Origin of the sequence: Sinorhizobium sp. CB7 (genome assembly GCF_041357635.1) — a bacterium.
Taxonomy (GTDB): domain Bacteria; phylum Pseudomonadota; class Alphaproteobacteria; order Rhizobiales; family Rhizobiaceae; genus Rhizobium.
The window spans coordinates 60,356-80,790 of record NZ_JAULLL010000002.1 but is presented as its reverse complement, the minus strand read 5'-3'; the positions used below and the strand labels follow the sequence as shown (position 1 = coordinate 80,790).

At 60.4% G+C, this 20,435-nt stretch carries 22 protein-coding genes; 15 read left to right on the top strand and 7 right to left on the bottom strand.

Annotation, left to right across the window (positions count from 1 at the left end; translation table 11 throughout):
• Positions 1-50 precede the first annotated feature (50 nt).
• From AAE029_RS04540 to AAE029_RS04530, 3 genes are all read right to left on the bottom strand, one after another.
• Positions 51-413 (bottom strand): hypothetical protein, encoded by a 363-nt coding sequence (locus AAE029_RS04540; RefSeq protein ID WP_371071618.1) that lies wholly within the window; start codon positions 411-413, stop codon positions 51-53.
• A gap of 165 nt (positions 414-578) precedes the next feature.
• Positions 579-899: a hypothetical protein gene (locus tag AAE029_RS04535; protein ID WP_371071617.1), complete on the bottom strand. Its 321-nt coding sequence runs from the start codon at positions 897-899 to the stop codon at positions 579-581.
• 129 nt (positions 900-1,028) lie between these two features.
• On the bottom strand, positions 1,029-1,451 hold the full coding sequence (locus tag AAE029_RS04530; RefSeq protein WP_371071616.1) for a secondary thiamine-phosphate synthase enzyme YjbQ: 423 nt from the start codon (positions 1,449-1,451) through the stop codon (positions 1,029-1,031).
• Between the two features lie 485 nt (positions 1,452-1,936).
• Here AAE029_RS04530 and AAE029_RS04525 point away from each other — a divergent pair, with 485 nt between their 5' ends.
• The 14 genes from AAE029_RS04525 to AAE029_RS04460 all read left to right on the top strand — a co-directional run bounded on the left by AAE029_RS04525 (position 1,937) and on the right by AAE029_RS04460 (position 15,342).
• Positions 1,937-3,043, top strand: coding sequence for a branched-chain amino acid ABC transporter substrate-binding protein (locus tag AAE029_RS04525; RefSeq protein WP_371071615.1), 1,107 nt, complete (start codon positions 1,937-1,939; stop codon positions 3,041-3,043).
• 119 nt (positions 3,044-3,162) lie between these two features.
• Positions 3,163-3,960 carry a phosphonate metabolism transcriptional regulator PhnF gene (gene phnF / locus AAE029_RS04520; protein WP_371071614.1) on the top strand — a complete coding sequence of 266 codons (798 nt, stop codon included), beginning with the start codon at positions 3,163-3,165 and terminating at the stop codon, positions 3,958-3,960.
• A gap of 4 nt (positions 3,961-3,964) precedes the next feature.
• Positions 3,965-4,423, top strand: coding sequence for a phosphonate C-P lyase system protein PhnG (locus tag AAE029_RS04515; RefSeq protein WP_371071613.1), 459 nt, complete (start codon positions 3,965-3,967; stop codon positions 4,421-4,423).
• Positions 4,423-4,968, top strand: a complete 546-nt coding sequence (gene phnH / locus AAE029_RS04510) for a phosphonate C-P lyase system protein PhnH (protein ID WP_371071612.1) — start codon at positions 4,423-4,425, stop codon at positions 4,966-4,968. Before AAE029_RS04515 ends, phnH begins: the two co-directional genes overlap by 1 nt.
• Entirely contained in the window at positions 4,968-6,062 is a 1,095-nt protein-coding gene (locus AAE029_RS04505) for a carbon-phosphorus lyase complex subunit PhnI (protein WP_371071611.1), read from the top strand. The genes phnH and AAE029_RS04505 overlap by 1 nt, the downstream gene beginning before the upstream one ends.
• Positions 6,059-6,973 (top strand): alpha-D-ribose 1-methylphosphonate 5-phosphate C-P-lyase PhnJ, encoded by a 915-nt coding sequence (locus tag AAE029_RS04500; RefSeq protein ID WP_371071610.1) that lies wholly within the window; start codon positions 6,059-6,061, stop codon positions 6,971-6,973. The genes AAE029_RS04505 and AAE029_RS04500 overlap by 4 nt, the downstream gene beginning before the upstream one ends.
• Positions 6,970-7,797, top strand: a complete 828-nt coding sequence (locus AAE029_RS04495) for an ATP-binding cassette domain-containing protein (protein ID WP_371071609.1) — start codon at positions 6,970-6,972, stop codon at positions 7,795-7,797. The genes AAE029_RS04500 and AAE029_RS04495 overlap by 4 nt, the downstream gene beginning before the upstream one ends.
• A gap of 15 nt (positions 7,798-7,812) precedes the next feature.
• Entirely contained in the window at positions 7,813-8,559 is a 747-nt protein-coding gene (locus AAE029_RS04490; protein ID WP_371071608.1) for a phosphonate C-P lyase system protein PhnL, read from the top strand.
• Positions 8,546-9,718: an alpha-D-ribose 1-methylphosphonate 5-triphosphate diphosphatase gene (locus AAE029_RS04485; protein ID WP_371072092.1), complete on the top strand. Its 1,173-nt coding sequence runs from the start codon at positions 8,546-8,548 to the stop codon at positions 9,716-9,718. The genes AAE029_RS04490 and AAE029_RS04485 overlap by 14 nt, the downstream gene beginning before the upstream one ends.
• Before the next feature lie 376 nt (positions 9,719-10,094).
• Positions 10,095-10,916, top strand: a complete 822-nt coding sequence (gene phnC / locus AAE029_RS04480; RefSeq protein WP_371071607.1) for a phosphonate ABC transporter ATP-binding protein — start codon at positions 10,095-10,097, stop codon at positions 10,914-10,916.
• Positions 10,917-10,976: 60 nt separating this feature from the next.
• Entirely contained in the window at positions 10,977-11,891 is a 915-nt protein-coding gene (gene phnD, locus AAE029_RS04475; RefSeq protein ID WP_371071606.1) for a phosphonate ABC transporter substrate-binding protein, read from the top strand.
• Between the two features lie 381 nt (positions 11,892-12,272).
• Complete coding sequence (gene phnE, locus AAE029_RS04470) at positions 12,273-13,193, top strand: phosphonate ABC transporter, permease protein PhnE (protein ID WP_371071605.1); 921 nt, start codon at positions 12,273-12,275, stop codon at positions 13,191-13,193.
• Between the two features lie 3 nt (positions 13,194-13,196).
• The gene (phnE, locus tag AAE029_RS04465; RefSeq protein WP_371071604.1) at positions 13,197-14,051 is read left to right on the top strand and encodes a phosphonate ABC transporter, permease protein PhnE; all 855 of its coding nucleotides are present in this window, start codon (positions 13,197-13,199) and stop codon (positions 14,049-14,051) included.
• A gap of 106 nt (positions 14,052-14,157) precedes the next feature.
• Positions 14,158-15,342: a Gfo/Idh/MocA family protein gene (locus tag AAE029_RS04460; RefSeq protein WP_371071603.1), complete on the top strand. Its 1,185-nt coding sequence runs from the start codon at positions 14,158-14,160 to the stop codon at positions 15,340-15,342.
• Between the two features lie 62 nt (positions 15,343-15,404).
• On the opposite strand, the gene AAE029_RS04455 is transcribed toward AAE029_RS04460, so the two are convergent.
• From AAE029_RS04455 to AAE029_RS04440, 4 genes are all read right to left on the bottom strand, one after another.
• Positions 15,405-16,205: an HpcH/HpaI aldolase/citrate lyase family protein gene (locus AAE029_RS04455; protein ID WP_371071602.1), complete on the bottom strand. Its 801-nt coding sequence runs from the start codon at positions 16,203-16,205 to the stop codon at positions 15,405-15,407.
• An 11-nt stretch (positions 16,206-16,216) separates the two neighbouring features.
• The gene (locus AAE029_RS04450) at positions 16,217-17,695 is read right to left on the bottom strand and encodes an NAD-dependent succinate-semialdehyde dehydrogenase (RefSeq protein ID WP_371071601.1); all 1,479 of its coding nucleotides are present in this window, start codon (positions 17,693-17,695) and stop codon (positions 16,217-16,219) included.
• Positions 17,696-17,734: 39 nt separating this feature from the next.
• Entirely contained in the window at positions 17,735-18,859 is a 1,125-nt protein-coding gene (locus AAE029_RS04445) for a tartrate dehydrogenase (protein ID WP_371072091.1), read from the bottom strand.
• An 86-nt stretch (positions 18,860-18,945) separates the two neighbouring features.
• The gene (locus AAE029_RS04440) at positions 18,946-19,671 is read right to left on the bottom strand and encodes a GntR family transcriptional regulator (RefSeq protein WP_371071600.1); all 726 of its coding nucleotides are present in this window, start codon (positions 19,669-19,671) and stop codon (positions 18,946-18,948) included.
• A 169-nt stretch (positions 19,672-19,840) separates the two neighbouring features.
• Between AAE029_RS04440 and AAE029_RS04435 the strand changes: the two genes are divergently transcribed.
• Positions 19,841-20,293 (top strand): VOC family protein, encoded by a 453-nt coding sequence (locus tag AAE029_RS04435; RefSeq protein WP_371071599.1) that lies wholly within the window; start codon positions 19,841-19,843, stop codon positions 20,291-20,293.
• The last annotated feature ends 142 nt before the right edge of the window (positions 20,294-20,435 follow it).

Below are 20,435 nucleotides of genomic sequence, written 5' to 3'. Positions count from 1 at the left end.
GCCTCGCCCGCAGGTCCATGAGAGGCGAGCGAAATCGGGACGATCGTCAACTAACGACGCATGACCGGGCAGCCGCGGACGTTGCCGAAGAAAATACGGTCGGGACCACGACGCCCAAAACCCTCTACCGTGATCACGCGCGGCGAAATATCGACCACACGGGTGCGACGCAGACCATAATCACGGGCAATATCCTCGGCCAGCCGCGGATCGCAGCCACGCGGAGGCCGCCCATAGGCTGGTGGCGGTGGCGGACGGTAATAGCCCGGAGGAGGAGGCGGTGGCGGACGGTGACGCGGGCTGTCGACATAGATATCCACACCGACTTGGGCGGAGGCAGGCACGATGGTCCCTGCGAGTGTGCCCATCGCAAGCAGCGTGGCGAAGCCCGCCCTTGCCAGAAAGCTCATCATATTCTTCTCCGTGAAGCGAGAGTTGAAGCACATATTCGGCAATTGATAACAAAGAACAGGTGATTCCGACGTCATCGGAATCACCTGTCTTCAGAATCACCTGTTTAGTTCAGTGAGAAAAGTGGCACAATTGGAGCAGACAACGCTGCAATTGGAATCGCCACCTTAACGGCGGATGATCGGGCAACCGCGGACATTGGCGAAAACAATACGGTCACGGCCGTAGTGGCGGCTATGGCCGGCAACGACGACACGGCGCGGCGAAATGCCGGTGACACGGACGTCACGCAGGCCGTGCATGCGGGCCTTCTGAACGGCCTGGATCGGCGAGCAGGTCCGGTGCGGGCGATAATGCCGGTCGCCGCCATACTGAGCCTCGACGAAGGCGCCGTGCGGGCCTGCTGCGGCGGCGGTCGATACGGTGGCCGGGATGGCGCAAAAGGCAATGAGCGCTGCGATGCCGGCTTTTGCAAAGATGCTGGTCATGAAATGTCTCCGTCCTTTCGAGTTTACGGGCTGCATCCCGCAATGGGATGATGCGACCATAAATCCATCAACCTGAATGCGGTTCGAACTGCACATTCAGTTTCCATTCACAACGGTTAATGGAGAAAATCAGGCGCCCAGATGCAGCACAATCTCGCGCCTGTGCGGCCGGTCGCGATGTTCGAAGAGATAGAGCCCCTGCCACGTGCCGAGCAGCAGGCGGCCGCGCGAGACCGGAATGCTGAGGGAAACCTGTGTCAATGCCGCTTTGATATGAGCCGGCATGTCGTCAGGTCCCTCGGTCGTATGCACGATCCAGCGCATCGACGGGTCGGATGACGGCGGCACGAGCCGGCGGAAGAAAGCGGCAAGATCTGTCTTCACGTCGGGATCGGCATTCTCCTGGATTAGCAGAGAGCAGGAGGTATGGCGCACGAAAATGGTCAGCAGCCCCTCCTCTGCGCCCGACCTGCGGACGAAATCCGCCGCCTGATCGGTGAATTCGTAAAGTCCCTGACCATGGGTGGAAAGGGTGAGAACTGTCTGCGGCATCGATGGGATCGCTTTCTTGCTATCTTCGTTTGACGGATCGGCCGGCCTGCCGGCATCGACCATTCATTGCAACAGGATCGACTGCGCCTCGATCTTCACTGTACTCCATGGGAATCAGCCCGAACAATCAAAGTTCAGAGTGCCGCCGTGCAAATCGTCTCATGCCAGGCTGCGGAAATGGATCCGAGGCATCGGCAGCCGGAAAACGCGCATAGGTCGTAGCAGAACGCAAAAACCGGATCTCTCGCGCCGGGCCGAAAACAAGTAAAAATCGCGCGACTTATGTTATCATCTTGCGGAATCGTCGCTGCTTTTTTACAGAAAATACTTCAGGGAGGCCCTTGGGACATAAAAAAGGTCTTGAGTGCTTTCGTCGGTCAAAATACCGATATCCAATCTTACGGGGCGCCTTTCGGCAGCAGGCGTATCAGAAGTCGTGGGATCAACGAGAGGGGCTCTGCCGAGCCATCCAAGGAGAAAGAAAAATGAATCTGAAGACACTGACGGGTGCGACCCTCGTCGCTTCGCTGGCCTTTGCGCAAGGGGCGCATGCGGATATCGTCATCGGCCTGATCGCGCCGCTGACCGGGCCTGTCGCCGCCTATGGGGACCAGGTGAAGAATGGTGCGCAGACGGCTGTCGACGAAATCAACAAGGCGGGCGGCATTCTCGGCCAGAAGGTCGTCCTGAAGCTCGCAGACGACGCCGGCGAGCCGAAACAGGGCGTTTCCGCCGCGAACCAGATCGTCGGCGAAGGCATCCGCTTCGTGGTTGGACCGGTGACATCAGGCGTTGCCATTCCGGTCTCTGACGTGCTGGCTGAAAACGGTGTGCTGATGGTAACGCCAACAGCCACTGCCCCAGACCTGACGAAGCGCGGCCTGTCGAACGTGCTGCGCACCTGCGGCCGTGACGACCAGCAGGCCCAGGTTTCCGCAGAGTATGTGCTGAAGCAGTTCAAGGATAAGCGCGTGGCGATCGTCAACGACAAGGGCGCTTACGGCAAAGGCCTGGCGGACGCCTTTAAGGCAGGGATCAATGCCGGCGGCATGAAGGAAGTCCTCGATGACGCCATCACCCCCGGCGACAAGGATTTCAGTGCGCTTACCACGCGCCTGAAGGCAGAGAATGTGGATGTCGTCTATTTCGGCGGCTATCATCCGGAGGGGGGTTTGCTGGCACGCCAGCTCCATGATCTCTCCGTCAAGGCCACCATCATCGGCGGTGACGGTCTCTCCAACACGGAATTCTGGACGATCGGCACCGACGCGGCTGCCGGAACGCTCTTCACCAACGCTTCCGACGCGACGAAGAGCCCGGATTCCCAGCCCGCCGCAAAGGCGCTGCAGGAGCGCAAGATTCCGGCGGAAGCCTTTACGCTGAATGCCTATGCTGCAGTCGAAGTCCTGAAGGCAGGTATCGAGAAAGCCGGAAGCGCCGAAGACGCGGAAGCCGTTACCAAGGCCCTGAAGGACGGTCAGCCGATCCAGACCGCCATTGGCAAACTCACCTATGGGGAAACCGGCGACCTCACCTCCAAGAGCTTCTCACTCTTCAAGTGGGAAAACGGCAAGATCGTATCGGCCGAATAATAGTTACTGCTCTACTTGTATCAGCCGGGCCGCCTCGCGGCCCGGCTTTTTTATTGCTGTAAAACTTCCGAACCCTACACGAAATTGTCACGGATCGTTGCTATAGGGATGTCATCCGAATGAATTTCTGGTTCATCCGAATGACAACGCAGAACTCACTCCCTAGCAGATCGCGATCCGGGCAATGGCAGCTCGTCGAAGAGCGCATCAGCCGTGATATCGCTTCAGGCGCGCTTTCGCCCGGCGATAGATTGCCGACCGAAACTGAGATCATGGGACAATTCAACGTCGGCCGCCACAGCGTCCGGCGTGCGATCGCGGAACTGGCGTCAGCCGGTAAGGTGCGGGTCGAACAGGGCCGCGGCACTTTCGTCGAGGAACAGTCCATCATCACCTACAATATTGCCCGCCGGACCCGTTTCCGAAAGAACCTGCTCGAACAGGGGCGCCTTCCTTCCGGACAGCCGATAACGGAAGAGGAAATCGAGGCTCCACCCGCGATCGCCGCCGCGCTCAAGCTTGCCGAAGGTGCGCGCGTCTACATGATCGTCCGGCGCAGTTTCGCCGATGACGTTCCCATCAGCTTCAGCCATTCCTACCACCCGGTCGAGCGCTTTCCAAACATGCATCTGCGCCGCCGGGCGGGCGAGTCCGTCACAGAGATCTACGCGGCCTTCGGCATCCCCGACTACCTGCGCCAGTCCACCACGATCCTGACCCGTCGCGCGATCGGCGAAGAAGCGCAGCTTCTTGCCCAACTGCCGCAGCAGCCGGTGCTCGTGGTGCAGAAGACAGACGTCGATATGGACGGTCGACCGATCGCCTATTCCGAAACGGTCTGGGCGGGCGAACGTGTGCAATTCACCATCGAAAACGAGCCGGAAAATCGAAACGAGACCCCGCCGGCGAAAGGATGACATCATGAATGAAAGAACGCAGGCTGCGGCGGCCGTTGCCAGCTTCAGCCACGCGGACGCGCTCGACATTCTCGCGCGCGCCGATGCCGAAAGGATCAAGGCATTCGCCGAGAAATTGCTCGATGAACTAGGACCGGTGCAGGTTCTCGCCAGTCGAACCGGTCTTGCGATGCTGCCTTATGTGGACACCGTTCAGGCCACCGCCTTCCATCTCGGCGAAGTGCTGATGGCGGAAGCCCACATCCGTCTTCCCCAACACGCGGTGGAAGGCTATGGCGCCGTGATCGGCCGGGATCTTGAACAGGCCATGGCGATGGCCATCACCGATGCCAGCCTCGCCGCCAAAGTCGCGACCGTCGAAATCGAATCGTTCCTGGCAGATGAGTATCGCCACCAAAACCAGGCGGACGATGGCCGGCTGCGCAAGGTCGAAGCGACCCGCGTGCGCATGGAGACCTTCTGATGATGCAGACCATGCTCGTTCCAACAGCGGAAGACCTACGCACCAACGCGACCTTCGATGCCCTGATGTGGGCGCTCGCCCGCCCTGGCCTCATCCAACCCCTGCCCGTTCCAGGTGTTCTTCCGCTGGCCGAAAGCCTGCTTGACCGGGAGTGCAGCTTCTTCTGCTCCGACGTAAAACTGGCAGCGCAAATCATCAGGACCGGCGCCGATGCCGTCTCGCTCGCGGAGGCTGAATATGTCTTCACGTCTCTGGAAGATCCGCGCCAGATTTCGGCGCTCTCAAGTCTTCTCTCGGGCAATCTGCTCTATCCCGATGCTTCGGCGACCATCTTCGCTCCGGCGGTGATTGGTTCCGGGACGCCGTTGCGGCTTTCAGGCCCGGGGATCAACGGATCCGTCGATATCGCGGTCGACGGTGTCGATCGGACCTTCTGGACCCTGCGTAACGAGGCGATCCGTTATCCGCTCGGCTGGGATATCTATCTTGCTGATGGCGACCGCCTGATCGGCATTCCCCGTTCAATCAAAATAGAGGTGCTGTAATGGGCTATGTTGCGACGCGTGGCGGCGAACACGCCATCGAACAGTCCGAACGTCTCTACCGCGAAGATCTCGGCCGGATCGACAAGGCGCGTGTTGATGCGATCGGCGAAAGCCTACCCTATCTCGTCGATCGCGTGATGGGCGAAGCCTCCCTCTACGAGCCAGAGCTTGCCGCTCTTGCACTCGCCCAATCCGGCGGCGACCTTTACGAAGCGGTATTGCTGCTGCGAGCCTATCGCACGACCCAGCCGCGCCTGACGATTGCCGAGCCGGTCCGCCAGGAAGATCTCTTCACGGTGCGGCGCATCTCCGCCGCCTTCAAGGACATTCCCGGCGGACAGATCCTCGGGCCGACACTCGACTATTCGCACCGGCTTTTGAACGTGGATGTTCTGAACGGGAGGGATTTCACGCCCGAGCCCGTCGAGGCGGCAGCCGACCCAGCTCCGTCGACACAACCGTCGCTGACCGAGTGGCAGAAAGCGCAGGGTTTGGTCGCCAAGAGCGAGCCTCAGGACATTCCGCTGGATGAGATTCCCGATGTCACCCGCGAACCGCTGCTTTTCCCGGCAAGCCGCGCCCACAAGCTCCAGACCCTTGCCCGCGGCGATACCGGCGGATTGCTCGCGCTTGGCTATTCCACCATGCGCGGCTATGGCAACGCCCATCCGACCGTGAACGAACTGCGCCTGGCGGAAGCTGAAGTTCGGATTCGCCATCCGCGCGGTACGATCTTCAGCGCCGGCCGCGTCCGCGTCAGCCAGACGGAAGTGATCTCCAAGGGGGCCAGCAAAAAGGAAGGTATGTCGCTCGGCTTCTCCGCCACTTTCGGCTGGAACGAAGTCAAGGTGATCTCTGCCGCAACCCTCGACCTTGCCTCTAACCAGCCCAATCCGCATCCGGCCTCCAACGAAGAGTTCGTGCTCTACCACACCGAACCGGTCGAAGGCTCGGGCTTCTGCATTCACTTCAAGTTGCCGCACTACGTCACCTTCCAGTCCAGCCTCGACGCGCTGAGACGGATAAAGGCGGACAAAGCCGCCGGCAATACCGCTCCCATCAAGCAAGCCGAACTCGAAGAGGTCACCCCGTGAAACTCGATCAACTGACGAAACCTTGGGCGGCCTTCAGCTATGGCTTTCTCGACGAATCCGCCAAGCGCGAAATGCGCCGCCGCATCCTGAAGGCCATTGCCATTCCCGGCTATCAGGTGCCCTATGCCAGCCGCGAGGTGCCGATCGCCCGCGGCTGGGGAACCGGCGGCCTTCAAGTGACACTCACGCTCCTGAAGCCAACTTCTGTCGTCAAGGTCATTGACCAGGGCGCCGACGACTCCGTCAATGCCAGCAGCATCCGCAAATTCTTGCAGCGCGTCAGCTCCGCCAGGGAAACGCTGGATACGATGGAAGCCAGCATCATTCAGTCACGCCATCGCATTCCTGAGGAGAAGCTGCGCGAGGACCAGATCCTCGTGCTGCAGGTACCCAATCCGGAGCCGTTGCGCTCGGTGCAGCCGGACATGTCGCAGGCACGCGTCATGCATGGCGACGCCGACTATGGCCAGCTCTGGCTGACACTCTATGAACAGCTCGTCCGCTCCGGCCGCATCATGCAGGGATCGAGCTATCCAAGCATGGTCAATGGCCGCCATGTCATGACCCCCTCCCCGGTCCCGCGCTGGGATGTGCCGAAGCTCAATCAGGCCGCACATCTGACGATCCTTTCGGCCGGCCGCGAAAAGCGCATCTATGCCGTTCCACCCTATACGCGGGTCGAACCGCTGGTCTTCGACGACGTGCCCTACCGCGTCGAGGATCATGCCGACAAGACCTGCTATCGCAGCGGCGTCCGGGGCTATTTCATGAACGAACTGCCGCAGGATGACGGTTCATCCACATTCGAGCTCTCCGACAGTCATTTCGGCGTCAAGCATATCCGCAAGGATGAAGGCGAGGCTGTCACGATCGGCAACACCTACTATCGCGACGGAAGGATGGAACAATGATCTCGACAGCCGCAACCACATCCTTCGCGCCCGGCCGCCAGCCGCCGCGGCTAATGCTGACACAGCCCATCCTCACAATGAAGGGCGTAGAAAAAAAATTCGGCGACGTGCAGGCCTTACGCGGCGTCGATGCCGTTGCCTATCCAGGCGAAGTGCTCGGCATCGTCGGTGAATCCGGCTCGGGCAAATCGACACTGCTGCGCATGATGAACCTTGAGGACACACCCGATCGCGGCAGCTACCACCTGGCGCTTCCCGGTCGAGAGGAAACCGATCTCTTCACGCTCGACCGCTTCGACCGCCGCATGTTGCGCGCACGCCATATCGGCATCGTCTACCAGAACCCGCACCTCGGGCTTCTGATGAACCATACGAGCAGCGGCAACGTCGCCGAAAGGCTCCTTGTCGCCGGTGAGCGGAATTTTGCCGAGCTCCGGCGCCGAGCAAAGGAGTCGCTCGATGCGTCCGAATTCCCCATCACCCGCATGGATGCCCGTCCGTCCGAACTTTCGGGCGGCATGCAGCAGCGCGTGCAGCTTGCCAAGGCCATCGCGCTCGAACCGGCACTCCTGCTGCTCGACGAGCCGACGACCGGCCTCGACGTCAGCGTGCAGGCCCTCGTGCTCGACACGCTGAAGCGGCTGCAGCGCGACCGGCGGATAACGATGGTCATCGTCTCGCATGACCTCGGCGTCATTCGCACCATGGCGGACCGCGTCATGGTGATGCGTGGCGGAGACGTCGTTGAAGAGGGCCTCGCCGATCAGATCTTCCAGGATCCGCAACATGAATACACGCAACAGCTCGTTCACGCGAAACTCTGAGGGAAGATCGTCATCATGAACATGCATACACCTTCGATGCTTGCCGCTCCGGTCGTCCTTTCCGTCGAGGGCCTCGCCAAACAATTCGAGATGCACCACCTGAAGCGAACGCTCTTTGCCTTCGAGAATATCGGCTTCGAACTTCGCGAAGGGGAATTCATCCTGTTGAAGGGCGAAAACGGCGCCGGCAAATCGACATTGCTGCGCACGCTCTATCGCTCCTACCTCCCGCGGGCCGGCCACGCCTTCTATCACACCAGGGAAGGCGTCATCGATCTGGCGGTCGCCGCCGATGTCGACATCGCATTGTTGCGCCGTCGCGAAATCGGCTTCGTAACGCAATTCCTGCAGGCCCGCCCGCGCGTGGCGGCGGAGGAACTGGTCGCCGAGCCACTGCGTCTCGCCGCCACGCCCTATGCCGAGGCGATCGAGGAGGCCAGACGCTGGCTTGCCGCTTTCGGGGTGAAGCGCGAGCTGTGGGCCGCCTATCCCTCGACCTTTTCCGGCGGCGAGCAGCAGAAGGTCAATCTGGCCCGCGCCCTCATTCTGCCGCAGCGGCTCCTCTTCCTCGACGAGCCGACTGCCTCGCTCGATCGTAACGCCCGGAGCGCGCTTGTCGCCAGGCTTGCCGAGCTGAAGGCAACCGGGGTAGCAATGATCGGCGTATTCCACCATCCGGACGACGTCGCCGACCTTATCGACCGTGAAATTAGCCTTGAAGTCAAAAGAATTGCCGATGGAGCTGATGATGTGGCTGAGTGATTTCGAAATTGTATTGCGCGACCGGGTCCTGCCGCGCGGCGCCCTCCGGATCGAAGATGGATTGATTGCCGAAATACGGGAAGAACCGGTAGAGGATGCGGACATTTCCGGTGGCGGCAGGCTGCTCCTGCCCGGCTTCATCGACATGCATGGCGACATGGTCGAACGCGAGGTCGAGCCGCGCCCGAACGTTCGCTTTCCGCTGGAGCTCGGCATTTTCGAGCTCGACAAGAAACTCGCGAGCAGCGGCATCACGACGGCTTATGCGGCCCTCTCCTTCCATGCGACCAGCAGTTACGGTCATCTTCGTTCCGAGGAGCACTCCCGTGCAATCATCGAGACGATCACCAGCCTCAGAAAAAATGAGCTGCTTGTCGATCATCGGATCCACGCCCGCTTCGAGATCACTTTCACCAAGGCCCGCACGGTCATCGAGGACCTGCTCCGCAACGGCGCGCTCGATCTTATATCCTTGATGGATCACACGCCCGGACAGGGACAGTATCGCGACGTCGAAAGGCATATCGCGACCTTGGCCCGTAACCACAAGATGACACTGGAACAGGCGGCCGAGCGCGTTCGCGAACGCATGGAAAACCGTGCACAGAGCAGCGATGCGGTCGACAATCTCCAGGGGATCGCTTCGGCCGCTCGCGAACATGGCGTTACGATCGCCTCTCACGACGGCGACACCGTCGAGAAGATAGCCTTGGTGGAGGGCCTCGGCGCGCGCATCAGTGAATTTCCCGTCACCATGGCGGCCGCAGCCGAGGCGCGTCGGCTGGGGCTTGCGACGGCAATGGGCGCGCCAAACGCCCTTCGCGGGCTTTCCTATTCCGGTAATCTCTCCGCCCGCGAAGCCTACGAGAATGGCGTCCTCGATATGCTAGCGAGCGATTACCATCCCTCTGCAATGCTTCCGGCGGTGCTGGCGCTCGCGGAAGTCGGTCAGGGAGGGTTGCCGGGTGCAGTGGCGCTGGTGAGCGCCAATCCTGCCGCTGCCCTGGGACTGAACGACCGCGGCGCGATCGAAACCGGGCTGAGGGCGGATCTTGTGATCGCCGAAAAGGGTAGCATCCCGCGGCTCCGGGCGACCTTCAGCCGTGGGCTGCAGGTTTACTCCGACGGGGCACTTGGCCGACTTCGGCAAGCCGCCTGACTAATAGAGCGCCGCGCGTCCGATAGGACGCGCAAAGGACGCTCTACCACTTTGAATCAGCGCATAAGCCTTTCCGAAAATCGTTTCCGATTTTCGGGTTATGCGCGAATGCCGCCCATCCAAAAGAGCGAACCATCCGCTGAATGATCAAGACCGGCTTCAGGCCGGTCTTTTTTTGAATGAATTCAGAACACAAGCGAAATACATCCGAAAATATCGAATGTTTTACTTCATAAAATTCCCATAAGATACTGCAATCATTGATGTATTTATAATAAAAATGTCACACATCGATGCTAGTGATGCATTGTAAAGGCTGATGCCTGTTTATCGCTAAACTTCATCAATGTTGTCGTCAGCAAGCAGAGGTTTTCCGGTGCTTGAACTCTATTCTCTCAAGAAAACATTCGGCCAGACACACGCCGTAGATGGGGTGGATCTGTCGATCGAAGCGGGACAGATGGTGGGAATTATCGGACGGAGCGGCGCAGGCAAATCCACATTGCTGCGCCTGATCAACCGCCTGATCGATCCGACTTCGGGAACGATCACGTTCAACGGCCAGGACATCACAAAGCTTCGAGGCCGCGAGTTGCGTCTCTGGCGTGCTTCATGTGCCATGGTGTTCCAGCAGTTCAATCTTGTCGAGCGCATGGACGTGCTGACCAATGTTTTGATCGGCCGCATCGCCCAGCATGGGTTTCTATCATCCATGGCACGTCGCTTCAGCGATGAGGAAAAGGCCATGGCGATCCGGGCGCTTGATCGCCTCGATCTCGTGCCACAGGCACTGCAGCGCGCCGGCACGCTTTCGGGCGGTCAGCAGCAACGCGTCGCAATCGCCAAGGCGCTCGTGCAAAACCCCAAGATCATGCTCGCCGACGAGCCGATCGCCTCGCTCGACCCGGCAAATGCAACGCGCGTGATGGAGGCGCTGCGCTCGATCAATCGCGAGGACGGAATTACGATCCTCGTCAATCTTCACACACTCGACACGGCGCGTGCCTATTGCGACCGCATCATTGCCATGCGCAACGGGCAGGTCCGTTTCGACGATACACCGGAAGAACTGACCCAGGAGCGCATTCGCGAGATCTACGGCGCCGAAGGGCTCGACGCGGAGATCGATGAGGCAGTCACCTCGACTTCATTTGGGATCGCCAGATCAACGAAGCCAAGGCTCTACGAAGCCGTTTGAATTTTTTCGCCCGCGGCGCCGCCATGCCGCGGACTTTTTTTTATAAAACAGGAGAGTTGAATGAAGAACGTCCTCACGCTTGTGGCCGTATCGGCGACGCTTGCCCTTTCGGGACAAGCCTACGCAGATGGCTGGAAAGATCAGTACAAGACCGTCCGCTTCGGAATCCTGTCGGGCGAAAACGAGAAGGATCGCATCGCCCGCTGGACGCCTTTCCAGCAATATCTGGAAAAGCAGCTCGGCGTGAAGGTCGAGATCTTCACTGCCGGCAACTATGACGGCGTCATCCAGGCACTTGCCTCAGACCAGATCGAGTTTGCCTTCCTCGGTTCCTCGGCCTATGCCGCGCCCTATACCGAGACCAACGGCGGCGTCGAGCCTCTCCTTGCCAGCCAGAGCATCAACGGCGCGACCGGCTACTATTCGGTCATCACCGTCCGTTGCGATTCCGGCTATAAGTCGATCGACGACCTGAAAGGCAAGGTTCTCGCCTTCGCCGATCCGGATTCGACCTCCGGCTACGCGGTGCCTTACTACAACCTGGTCAAGCAGGGCTACGATCCCAAGACCTTCTTCTCCGCCATTCCCTTCTCCGGCTCGCACGAAACCGGCGTCATGGGCGTCGCCAACAAGCAGTACGATGCTTCTGCGACCAATATTGACAACGAAACCGACGGCGTTCCGCAGCGCATGGAATCCAAGGGCATGATCCCCAAGGGCGAAATCTGCCGGATCTGGCAGTCACCGGAGATCACCAATGGTCCGTTCACGGCGCGCAAGAATCTGCCGGCCGATCTGATCCAGGACATGAAGGCGACCGTCAAGGCGACGCCGGAAAAGGCGCCCGAGGTCTACAAGGAAATGACTGGCGGAGACGTCTCGACGGATAAGGGCTATGTCGATGTCGATCACCAGCGCTACCAGTGGATCGTCGACATGCGCGAATGGCTGAAGAAGCAGCGCCGCAACGGCTGATCCCCTGAGAGCGGTTCTGCGCTTCCATGAACTGCTGAAGCGCCCTCCGGGTACCTTTACCCCACGCGGGCAGAGGGTTCGGGTGAGGATTGCCGCGAACACCCCCTTCTCCCCAGCGGGGGAGAAGTGCCGAGCAGCGCGAGGCGATGAGGGGGGCGAGGAGCGAATGCGACGAGCGTCCGCAGCGCAAGCGAAGGACAGTCTGTGCCGTGCGGCGCCCCCTCATCCGACCCTTCGGGCCACCTTCTCCCCGCTGGGGAGAAGGGGGAGACCGCGGTTTGCTCGCCCGTTCCCTCTCTCCCTGCTTGCGGGGGCAAACTCCGCGAATCCGAAGGCCGGGTTCGATCTAAGGATAAAAACACGCCACGATCCGGATACAACATGACAATCGTTTCCTCATCCATCGCCGTCCGGCAGTTCGAGGCCGAATACCGGCGCACGCGAAGCAAGGCGCGAAAAGCGCAGCTCGTCTCGGTCACGCTGTTTGCCCTGGCCGTCTTCGTCACGGCCTGGACAAGTGGCTTCTTCGACACGACCGAGGTCAGTCTGCCCACCGGCGAACGCATCACCACGTGGAAACTCGTGGCCTCCCTGCCCCGGCTCGGCGAATACCTCTACAAGACCCTGCCGCATCTACGGCTCGAGACACTCGGCCCGGATATCGCCGAATGGTTCTGGCGATGGCCCGTCTGGCTCGAACTCCTTGGTGAGACGATCATGATCGCTTACGTAGCGACATTGTTCGCCGTGATAGGGGCCTTCATCCTGAGTTTCCCGGCCTCGCGTAATCTGAGCCCGAACCGGTGGCTGCTGCTTCTCAGCCGGCGCTATCTGGAAATCATCCGCACCGTCCCCGATATCGTCTGGGCGCTGATCTTCGTGTTCTGCTTCGGAGTCGGGCCACTTGCCGGCGTGCTCGCGATCTGCACGCATGCCACAGGCTCCCTCGGCAAGCTCTATTCGGAAGTAAATGAGAATATCGACATGCGGCCGCTGGAAGGTGTCAAAGCCTCCGGAGGTACCTGGTTCCAGCAGATGCGCTATGGCGTTGTGCCTCAGGTGATACCGAACATCATCAGCTACACGCTTCTCCGTTTCGAGATCAACGTTCGCTCGTCCTCAATCATCGGATATGTCGGCGCCGGCGGCCTCGGCCAGGAGATCCGAACCGCCATGTCGCTGCAAGAATACACCGACCTGTCGGCACTGTTCGTGATTATCCTCATGACGGTGGTCGTCATCGATTTCATCAGCGAGAAGCTGCGTCACCACATAATTGACATCGAGAACCGGAGGAACTGATCCGTGAAAGATGCATCCTCTCTTGCGGAACTCCGCCTGCGCGTCCCCGGACCGTTCTCGATCCCGGCGCGCAAACGAATGATACGCTATGTCGTCTTCATCGCCCTCATCGTCCCGTTGCTTGGGGCCCTCTACCTTTTCAATTTTTCTCCCATTCGCATTCTGAATGGCACAACGCGGCTCGGGCTCATCTTCTCCTTCATGTTCCCGCCCTATATCTGGACGACCTGGCGGGAGTGGAGCGACGTTCTCCTTGGTCTCGGCGAGACGATCGCGATGGCCTTCCTTGGAACCTTGCTCGGCGCCATAGTCGCCTTCCCGCTGGCCTTTCTGGGCGCCAAGAACATCATACCCTTCAACTGGCTCCGCCTCTCGACGCGCCGCGGCTTCGATGCGCTGCGCGCTGTTGAACAGATCGTTCTGGCGCTGGTCTTCATCCGCGCCTTCGGCCTTGGCCCCCTTCCCGGCGTTTTTGCCATTGCTGTTTCCGAAATAGGTACCTTCGCGAAACTTTTCTCCGAAGCGATTGAGAATACTTCGCGCAAACCCGTCGACGGAGTATTGGCTTCGGGCGGCGGCCCGCTGCAGACCATTCGTCTCGCGATCATGCCCCAGGCGATGCCGGTTATTCTGTCGATCATGCTCTATGAATTCGAATCGAACACGCGCTCCGGGACGATCCTCGGCATTGTCGGAGCCGGCGGCATCGGCTTCCTTTTGGCCGATCGCATCGCCGCCTATCGCTGGCCGGAAGCCTGGACGATCATCTTCCTCATCGTCATCGTGGTTTATTGCATCGACCTTTCTTCCGCCTGGCTGCGCGGCAAGATCATCGGCAAAACCGACGCTGCGAGGTAGCATTGGGGACAATCAGGCAGCTGCCCACTGAGCATGACTTCTATTGCTGTGCTAGTCTGGTTCGGACTCCTCACGGATCCTTCCGGCAACCAGCAAAGGTGAAGCCATGTCTCAGGCTGCGGTTTTCAAACATCTCGGGCGCCGCGTTCGGCTCGGCCTTGTAGGCGGCGCACAGGGCTCATTGATCGGCCCCGTCCATCGCACGGCAGCACGGCTCGACGATTGCTTCGAACTGTGTGCCGGCGTGTTTTCCTCCGACGCCGACCGCTCGCTGAGGGCTGCAAGCAACTTCGGCATCTCCCGCGGTTATCCTGATGTCGGCACGATGATAGCGCAGGAGGCGTCACGCCCCGATGGTATCGACGCCGTCGCAATCATGACGCCGAACGATAGCCATTTCGATTATGCCATGGCAGCACTCGACGCCGGCCTCGATGTCATCTGCGATAAGCCGCTGACGAATGATTACGAGAGCGCGCTGGCACTCGCCCGCAAGGAAAGAGAAAGCCGTCGCATCCTCTCGCTGACCCATAACTACTCCGGCTATCCGATGGTGCGCGAGGCCCGCTCCGCGATCGCCGCGGGCGAGATCGGCCCGCTGCGGCTCGTGAATGTTCGCTACGTGCAAGGTTCGCTCAGCAAGCACATCGAAGCCGAGCCCGAGAAGATGTCCGCCCGCGTCAAATGGCGTCTCGATGCGGCAAAAGGCGGCAAGAGCCATGTCCTCGGCGATATCGGCACCCATGCCCATCAACTGATGAGCTTCGTCTGCGGCCGCCGCATCGTCGCGGTGCTCGCCGATGTCGGCCCCTCTTTGCCGGGACGTACCGCCCACGATACCGCGCAGGTGATCCTGAAGCTCGATGACGGCACGCGGGGGCAAATGCTGGTGAGCAAGGTCGCAACCGGCGCGCAGAACGACATCAGCATCGAAGCCTATGGCGAGGACGGCGGCATCTCCTGGAGCCAGGCGAAGGCGAACGACCTGCGCGTCATGCGGCTGAACAAAGCCGACGAAATACGCACCCGTGGTCTTCCGAACCTGCATCCGCTTGCCCAGCGCGGCACGCGCCTCCCGGTCGGCCATCCAGAAGCTTTCTTGGGGGCCTTTGCAAATCTCTATATGGATTTCGCCGAACTGGTCGCTGCCCGCATTGCCGGCGCGGAGGCCGATCCGCTGGCTCGTCTGACGCCCGACGCCTGGACAGGCGTCGATGGTCTCGCCTTCATCGACGCCTGTCTGGAGTCGACGGAGACAGCGACATGGGCGCAAGTGAAGCCGGCGAACTGATCTTTCCGGAGACAAGCCGCTGATTAAGAGTCAGCTGCCCTCACGCAACCGGACGGAGAAAATCAGGTCTCAGCCGCGATAGCGTGGGCCGTGGTGATCGCAGCGCGGGCGCCGGCGCGCAATTGGCCGGTCTCGCCACCGGCGATGACGAGGTCGAAACCAAGCCGCAGCAACTGTCCTGCTCTTTGACCATCGCTGCCGAAAGCGCCGGCAAATTTACCGTGGGCGCGGCAGCGGCCGATCGCATGGGACATGACCCTGTCGATCTCAGGCGTGTCCGGTGCCACATGCGCACCGTTGGAGAGCGCAATCGAAAGATCGGCGGGACCGATGAAAATACCGTCGATGCCGTCTACCACAAGGATCGCATCGATGGCATCGAGCGCCGCACGCGTTTCGATCATGGCGATTGCGACTGTCAGATCGTTGGCACTCTCAAGATAAGCATCGGCCGAAAGGCCCGTATGGTTGAGCGCCAGGGAGGGTCCCCAGCTTCGTTCGCCGAGCGGCGGATATTTTGTCGCCCTGACAAGCCCTCTCGCGTCTTCTGCTGAATTGACCATGGGCGCGATAATGCCGGAAGCGCCGGCATCCAGCAGACGTGAGGCGGACGCGAAATCGCCGACAGGAATGCGCGCCAGCGCCGGCTTTCCGGCAAGACGCACCTGACCGACGGCATTCGATGCCGACCCCATGTCCCACATGCCGTGCTGCATGTCGAGCACGACCGCGTCGAAGGCCTCCTGCGCCAGATGGTTTGCCAGCAACGGATCGGGAATGCCGATCCAGGCCGAGATCACACCGGCAGTCTCGCGCCGCTTCAACCTGCTGGAAAATTCATCGATTGCCGACGCATCTGCCATGTCGTTTCTCCTCACTTCGAAAGTCCACCGATCGCAAGATATTTGATCTCGAGGAATTCATCGATACCGTATTTGCCACCCTCACGGCCGATCCCCGATTGTTTCATACCCCCAAAGGGCGCGACTGCTGTCGAGATCAGCCCCTCGTTGACGCCGATGATGCCAAACTCCAGCGCCTCGCCAACCCGGAAGATGCGGCCGACATCACGTGCATAGAAGTAGGCCGCCAGCCCAAATGGCGTATCATTCGCCATTTCAATGGCTTCCTCCTCGGTCTTAAAGCGGAATAGCGGCGCGACTGGACCGAAAGTCTCCTCACTGAAAATGTCGGCCTCAGGGGAAACATCGGAAAGAATGGTCGCTAAAAAGAAATTGCCGCCGCGGTCATCACGCCTGCCGCCGAGCAGGATCTTTGCGCCGCGCCCGACCGCGTCACCGACATGGGACTCGACCTTCTTCACTGCGGCCTCGTCGATCAGCGGTCCGAGCGAAACGCCTTCCTCCATGCCGTTGCCGAGCTTCATCTCGGCCACGGCCGCCGAAAGCTTCGCGGCAAAGGCATCATGGACGCCATCCTGCACCAGGATGCGATTGGCGCAGACACAGGTCTGCCCGGTATTGCGGAATTTTGAGCCGATGGCTCCCTTGACCGCCTCATCAAGATCGGCGTCGTCGAAGACGATGAAAGGCGCATTGCCGCCGAGTTCCATGCTGGTCTTCTTGATGGTCGGCGCGCATTCCGCGAGCAATTTGGCACCGACTGCCGTGCTGCCCGTGAAGGTGAGCTTGCGCACCAGCGGACTGCCCGTGATCGCCGGTCCCGTCTCGGAAGACGGCCCGGTGATGATGTTGCAGACACCTGCCGGGAACCCAGCCTCCTCAGCAAGCACGGCCAAAGCTAGCGCCGAATAAGGTGTCTGGCTCGCCGGCCGGATAACACCGGTGCAACCCGCGGCCCATCCCGGGCCCGCCTTGCGCGTGATCATTGCCGAGGGAAAGTTCCATGGCGTAATCGCCGCAAAAACCCCGACGGGCTGTTTCTGAACGATCAGACGGCGACCGGGTACGGGTGTTGGGACTATATCGCCGTAGATGCGCCTTGCCTCCTCGGCGAACCATTCGATGAAGCTCGCGGAATAGGCAATTTCGCCGCGACTTTCGCTGAGCGGCTTGCCCTGCTCGATCGTCATGATCGCCGCCAGGTCCTCGGTATTTTCGATCATCAGCGCCGCGAGCTTCTTCAAATGGCTTGACCGCTGTTCCGCCGTCAGCGCCGCCCAGGCTTTCTGCGCCCGAAAGGCTGCCTCGATTGCCCGTGTCGTCTCAGCCGCCCCCATTGCCGGCACGCGTCCGATCACCTCGCCGGTTGCGGGATTGCGGACATCATAGGTGCGGCCGCTGTCGGCCCCCACCCATTTGCCATTAATGTGGTTCGCCTCGCGGAAAAGCTCCGAGCGTCGAAGTTTGTAGCCGGAAAGAAGCTGTGTCATGGCGGTCCTGCCTTCTGTCGAAATGGAAGCCGGCCGGATTCAGGCGGCCGGGATGCCCGCATCCTGCGGTCCGAAATTCGAGCCGCGCAGCGCCTCGCAGACGGCGCGGGTGACCTCGGCGGTCGTCGCCTTGCCACCAAGGTCCGGAGTTAGAATGCCTTCGGCGCAGACCTGTTCCACCGCCGTCAACAATATACGCGCTGCATCGGCCTCGCCCAGATGATCGAGCATCATCGATGCGGTCCAGAAGCTCGCCACCGGATTGGCAATACCCTTGCCGGTGATGTCGAAGGCAGAGCCATGGATCGGCTCGAACATCGACGGAAAACGCCGCTCCGGATCGATGTTGCCGGTCGGCGCTATGCCGAGGGAGCCCGCGAGTGCCGCCGCGAGATCGGAAAGAATATCGGCATGGAGATTTGTCGCAACCACCGTGTCGATGCTCTTCGGGCGGCTCACCATGCGAAAAGTCATCGCGTCCACGAGTTCCTTGTCCCACGTCACATCAGGGAACTCCCTCGAGACCTCCGCAGCGATCTCATCCCAGAGGACGAGGCCGTGGCGCTGCGCGTTGGATTTCGTCACCACCGTCAGCAGCTTCCGCGGCCGTTTCTGCGCCTCCCGGAAGGCGAAGCGCATGATGCGCTCGACGCCGCGGCGCGTGAAAATCGAGGTTTCGGTCGCCACTTCCTCAGGCAGGCCGATATGGGCGCGGCCGCCATGCCCGGAATATTCGCCCTCGGAGTTCTCGCGTACGATGAGCCAGTCGAGATCGCCTCGCTCGACATCGCGAAGCGGGCTTTTGACACCCGGGAAGATCCGGGTCGGTCGGACATTTGCATATTGGTCCAGGCGCTGGCAGATCGGTAGGCGCAAGCCCCAGAGCGTGATGTGATCCGGCACATCCGGCGCGCCGACCGCGCCGAAATAGATGGCATCCGCCTCCTTCAGGCGCGCGAGCGCGTCTGTCGGCATGAAAGCACCCGTCTTCCTGTAGCGGTCGCTGCCCCAGTCGTAGTGGTCGACATCGAGAGCGAAGGTGCCGCTGCGATCGGAAAGAACACCCAGCACTTCGAGACCGGCAGCAATCACCTCCGGGCCGATACCGTCGCCTGGCACTGAAGCAATCCGATATCTGCGCCGCGGAGCAGCGGTAGCTTGGATGGAAATAGCCTTGTCGTTCACGGAACCCCCTTCATCTCCTGCCTGATCAAATAGCACCGAGGCTGACGAGGACCCTTGCACAGGGGTTACAGCCGTTCGATCGCTCTGATAATCTCATTGCTTGCGCGAGCCCGGTGGCTTTCGGCAGCCTCACGCGCGCCGACCGCATCACCCGCGCGGATTGCCGCAGTCAACCGCCTGTGCTCTTCCGTCGAGGCATGCGGGAGTGGCCGGAAGCGAAGCGTAACAGCACGGGCGCGCTGGGCTTGATCAACCATCGTCGCGGCCACGCGCGCCAGACGGGCATTTCCACATTCATTGACAAGCAGCCGGTGAAACTGATCATCCGCCTGCGCCCAACGGAGCAGATCCTCGGCCCTCAGCGCCCGCTCCATCTCGTCAGTCGCATCCTCCATCTTCCGCACCGTCTCCCCGGAGCGCAACAGCTTCTGCGCGAGAAGAATCGCCGCCATGCCTTCCATCGCAACAAGCAGCTGATAAACCTCGGCCATGTCGGCGGCAGAAATCGGCAGAACCCGAACCCCACGCCGCGGAAGCACTTGCACCAGACCCTCATGTTGAAGACGGATCACCGCCTCGTGGACCGGTGTGCGGCTCATATTGAGCTGATCGGCGATGCGATGCTCCACCGCCTGATATCCGGCAGGCAGCGTGCCGTCCAGGATGCTCGCCTTGAGTGCCCGATAGGCATCCTCGACAAGTGAATCCTTGCGGACTGCATGCGTATCGAGCTCATGCGGATAGACACGCGCGACTAAATTCTTCTGCGAAGAAGGGAAGATAGGATCCATGGTCAATGCGCCACCACCAGCCCACCGAACAATTAATGCAATCTTGCATACCAGATAAAATTTTATCGGACAACCGAATCCCTGGCGCGCCGGATAAAAAAATTCAAGGCCATGTCGGAACGGTATGCTTTTGCTCGTCCTTCGATGGCTCGCCAACGGAGGATAGAACATGCAGAAGATTAAGCCGTGCCTTTGGTTTGACAATCAGCTCGAAGACGCCGTCAATTTCTACAGGTCCATCTTCAAGAACTCGAAGATCTCTGAGACGATGCGGCATCCGGATGGGAAACTGTTCACTGCAAGCTTTGAACTGGAAGGCCAGAAATTCATGGGGCTCAATGGCGGCCCGCATTTCACCTTCAACGAAGCCGTGTCCTTCTTCGTCAGTTGCGCGGATCAGGCCGAAGTCGACTACTATTGGGATCGCCTCCTTGACGGCGGCAAGGCGCAAAAATGCGGCTGGCTCAAGGACCGCTTCGGCCTGTCCTGGCAGATTGTCCCTGATGCGCTGATGCGCTATATGACCGATCCTGACCGGGAAAAGGCCAACCGGGTGCAGCAGGCGATGATGCAGATGGTCAAGTTCGATATCGCCGCGCTTGACAGAGCCTACGCCGGATAATGTTTGGCTCTCAACGTGGAGCGGAATGCCGAAAAAAGCCTGCGCGGTATTCGGGCGACATCCCGCTCTCGATTTCAGGTCGATTCGACCTCAAGTCATCCGGCTCTAAGGCGAGCGCCAATGCGCTCGCTCTGCCATCCGG

Excerpts from the sequence above, each read along its gene's own strand:
- AAE029_RS04485 (WP_371072092.1), top strand. The coding sequence starts at position 8,546 with ATGTGGCTGAGTGATTTCGAAATTGTATTGCGCGACCGGGTCCTGCCG.
- AAE029_RS04515 (WP_371071613.1), top strand. The coding sequence starts at position 3,965 with ATGAATGAAAGAACGCAGGCTGCGGCGGCCGTTGCCAGCTTCAGCCAC.
- AAE029_RS04540 (WP_371071618.1), bottom strand. The coding sequence starts at position 413 with ATGATGAGCTTTCTGGCAAGGGCGGGCTTCGCCACGCTGCTTGCGATG.
- AAE029_RS04535 (WP_371071617.1), bottom strand. The coding sequence starts at position 899 with ATGACCAGCATCTTTGCAAAAGCCGGCATCGCAGCGCTCATTGCCTTT.
- AAE029_RS04435 (WP_371071599.1), top strand. The coding sequence starts at position 19,841 with ATGCAGAAGATTAAGCCGTGCCTTTGGTTTGACAATCAGCTCGAAGAC.
- phnH (WP_371071612.1), top strand. The coding sequence starts at position 4,423 with ATGATGCAGACCATGCTCGTTCCAACAGCGGAAGACCTACGCACCAAC.
- AAE029_RS04455 (WP_371071602.1), bottom strand. The coding sequence starts at position 16,205 with ATGGCAGATGCGTCGGCAATCGATGAATTTTCCAGCAGGTTGAAGCGG.
- AAE029_RS04490 (WP_371071608.1), top strand. The coding sequence starts at position 7,813 with ATGAACATGCATACACCTTCGATGCTTGCCGCTCCGGTCGTCCTTTCC.
- AAE029_RS04450 (WP_371071601.1), bottom strand. The coding sequence starts at position 17,695 with ATGACACAGCTTCTTTCCGGCTACAAACTTCGACGCTCGGAGCTTTTC.
- phnF (WP_371071614.1), top strand. The coding sequence starts at position 3,163 with ATGAATTTCTGGTTCATCCGAATGACAACGCAGAACTCACTCCCTAGC.
- phnE (WP_371071605.1), top strand. The coding sequence starts at position 12,273 with ATGACAATCGTTTCCTCATCCATCGCCGTCCGGCAGTTCGAGGCCGAA.
- AAE029_RS04530 (WP_371071616.1), bottom strand. The coding sequence starts at position 1,451 with ATGCCGCAGACAGTTCTCACCCTTTCCACCCATGGTCAGGGACTTTAC.
- AAE029_RS04495 (WP_371071609.1), top strand. The coding sequence starts at position 6,970 with ATGATCTCGACAGCCGCAACCACATCCTTCGCGCCCGGCCGCCAGCCG.
- AAE029_RS04460 (WP_371071603.1), top strand. The coding sequence starts at position 14,158 with ATGTCTCAGGCTGCGGTTTTCAAACATCTCGGGCGCCGCGTTCGGCTC.
- AAE029_RS04505 (WP_371071611.1), top strand. The coding sequence starts at position 4,968 with ATGGGCTATGTTGCGACGCGTGGCGGCGAACACGCCATCGAACAGTCC.
- AAE029_RS04525 (WP_371071615.1), top strand. The coding sequence starts at position 1,937 with ATGAATCTGAAGACACTGACGGGTGCGACCCTCGTCGCTTCGCTGGCC.
- AAE029_RS04440 (WP_371071600.1), bottom strand. The coding sequence starts at position 19,671 with ATGGATCCTATCTTCCCTTCTTCGCAGAAGAATTTAGTCGCGCGTGTC.
- phnD (WP_371071606.1), top strand. The coding sequence starts at position 10,977 with ATGAAGAACGTCCTCACGCTTGTGGCCGTATCGGCGACGCTTGCCCTT.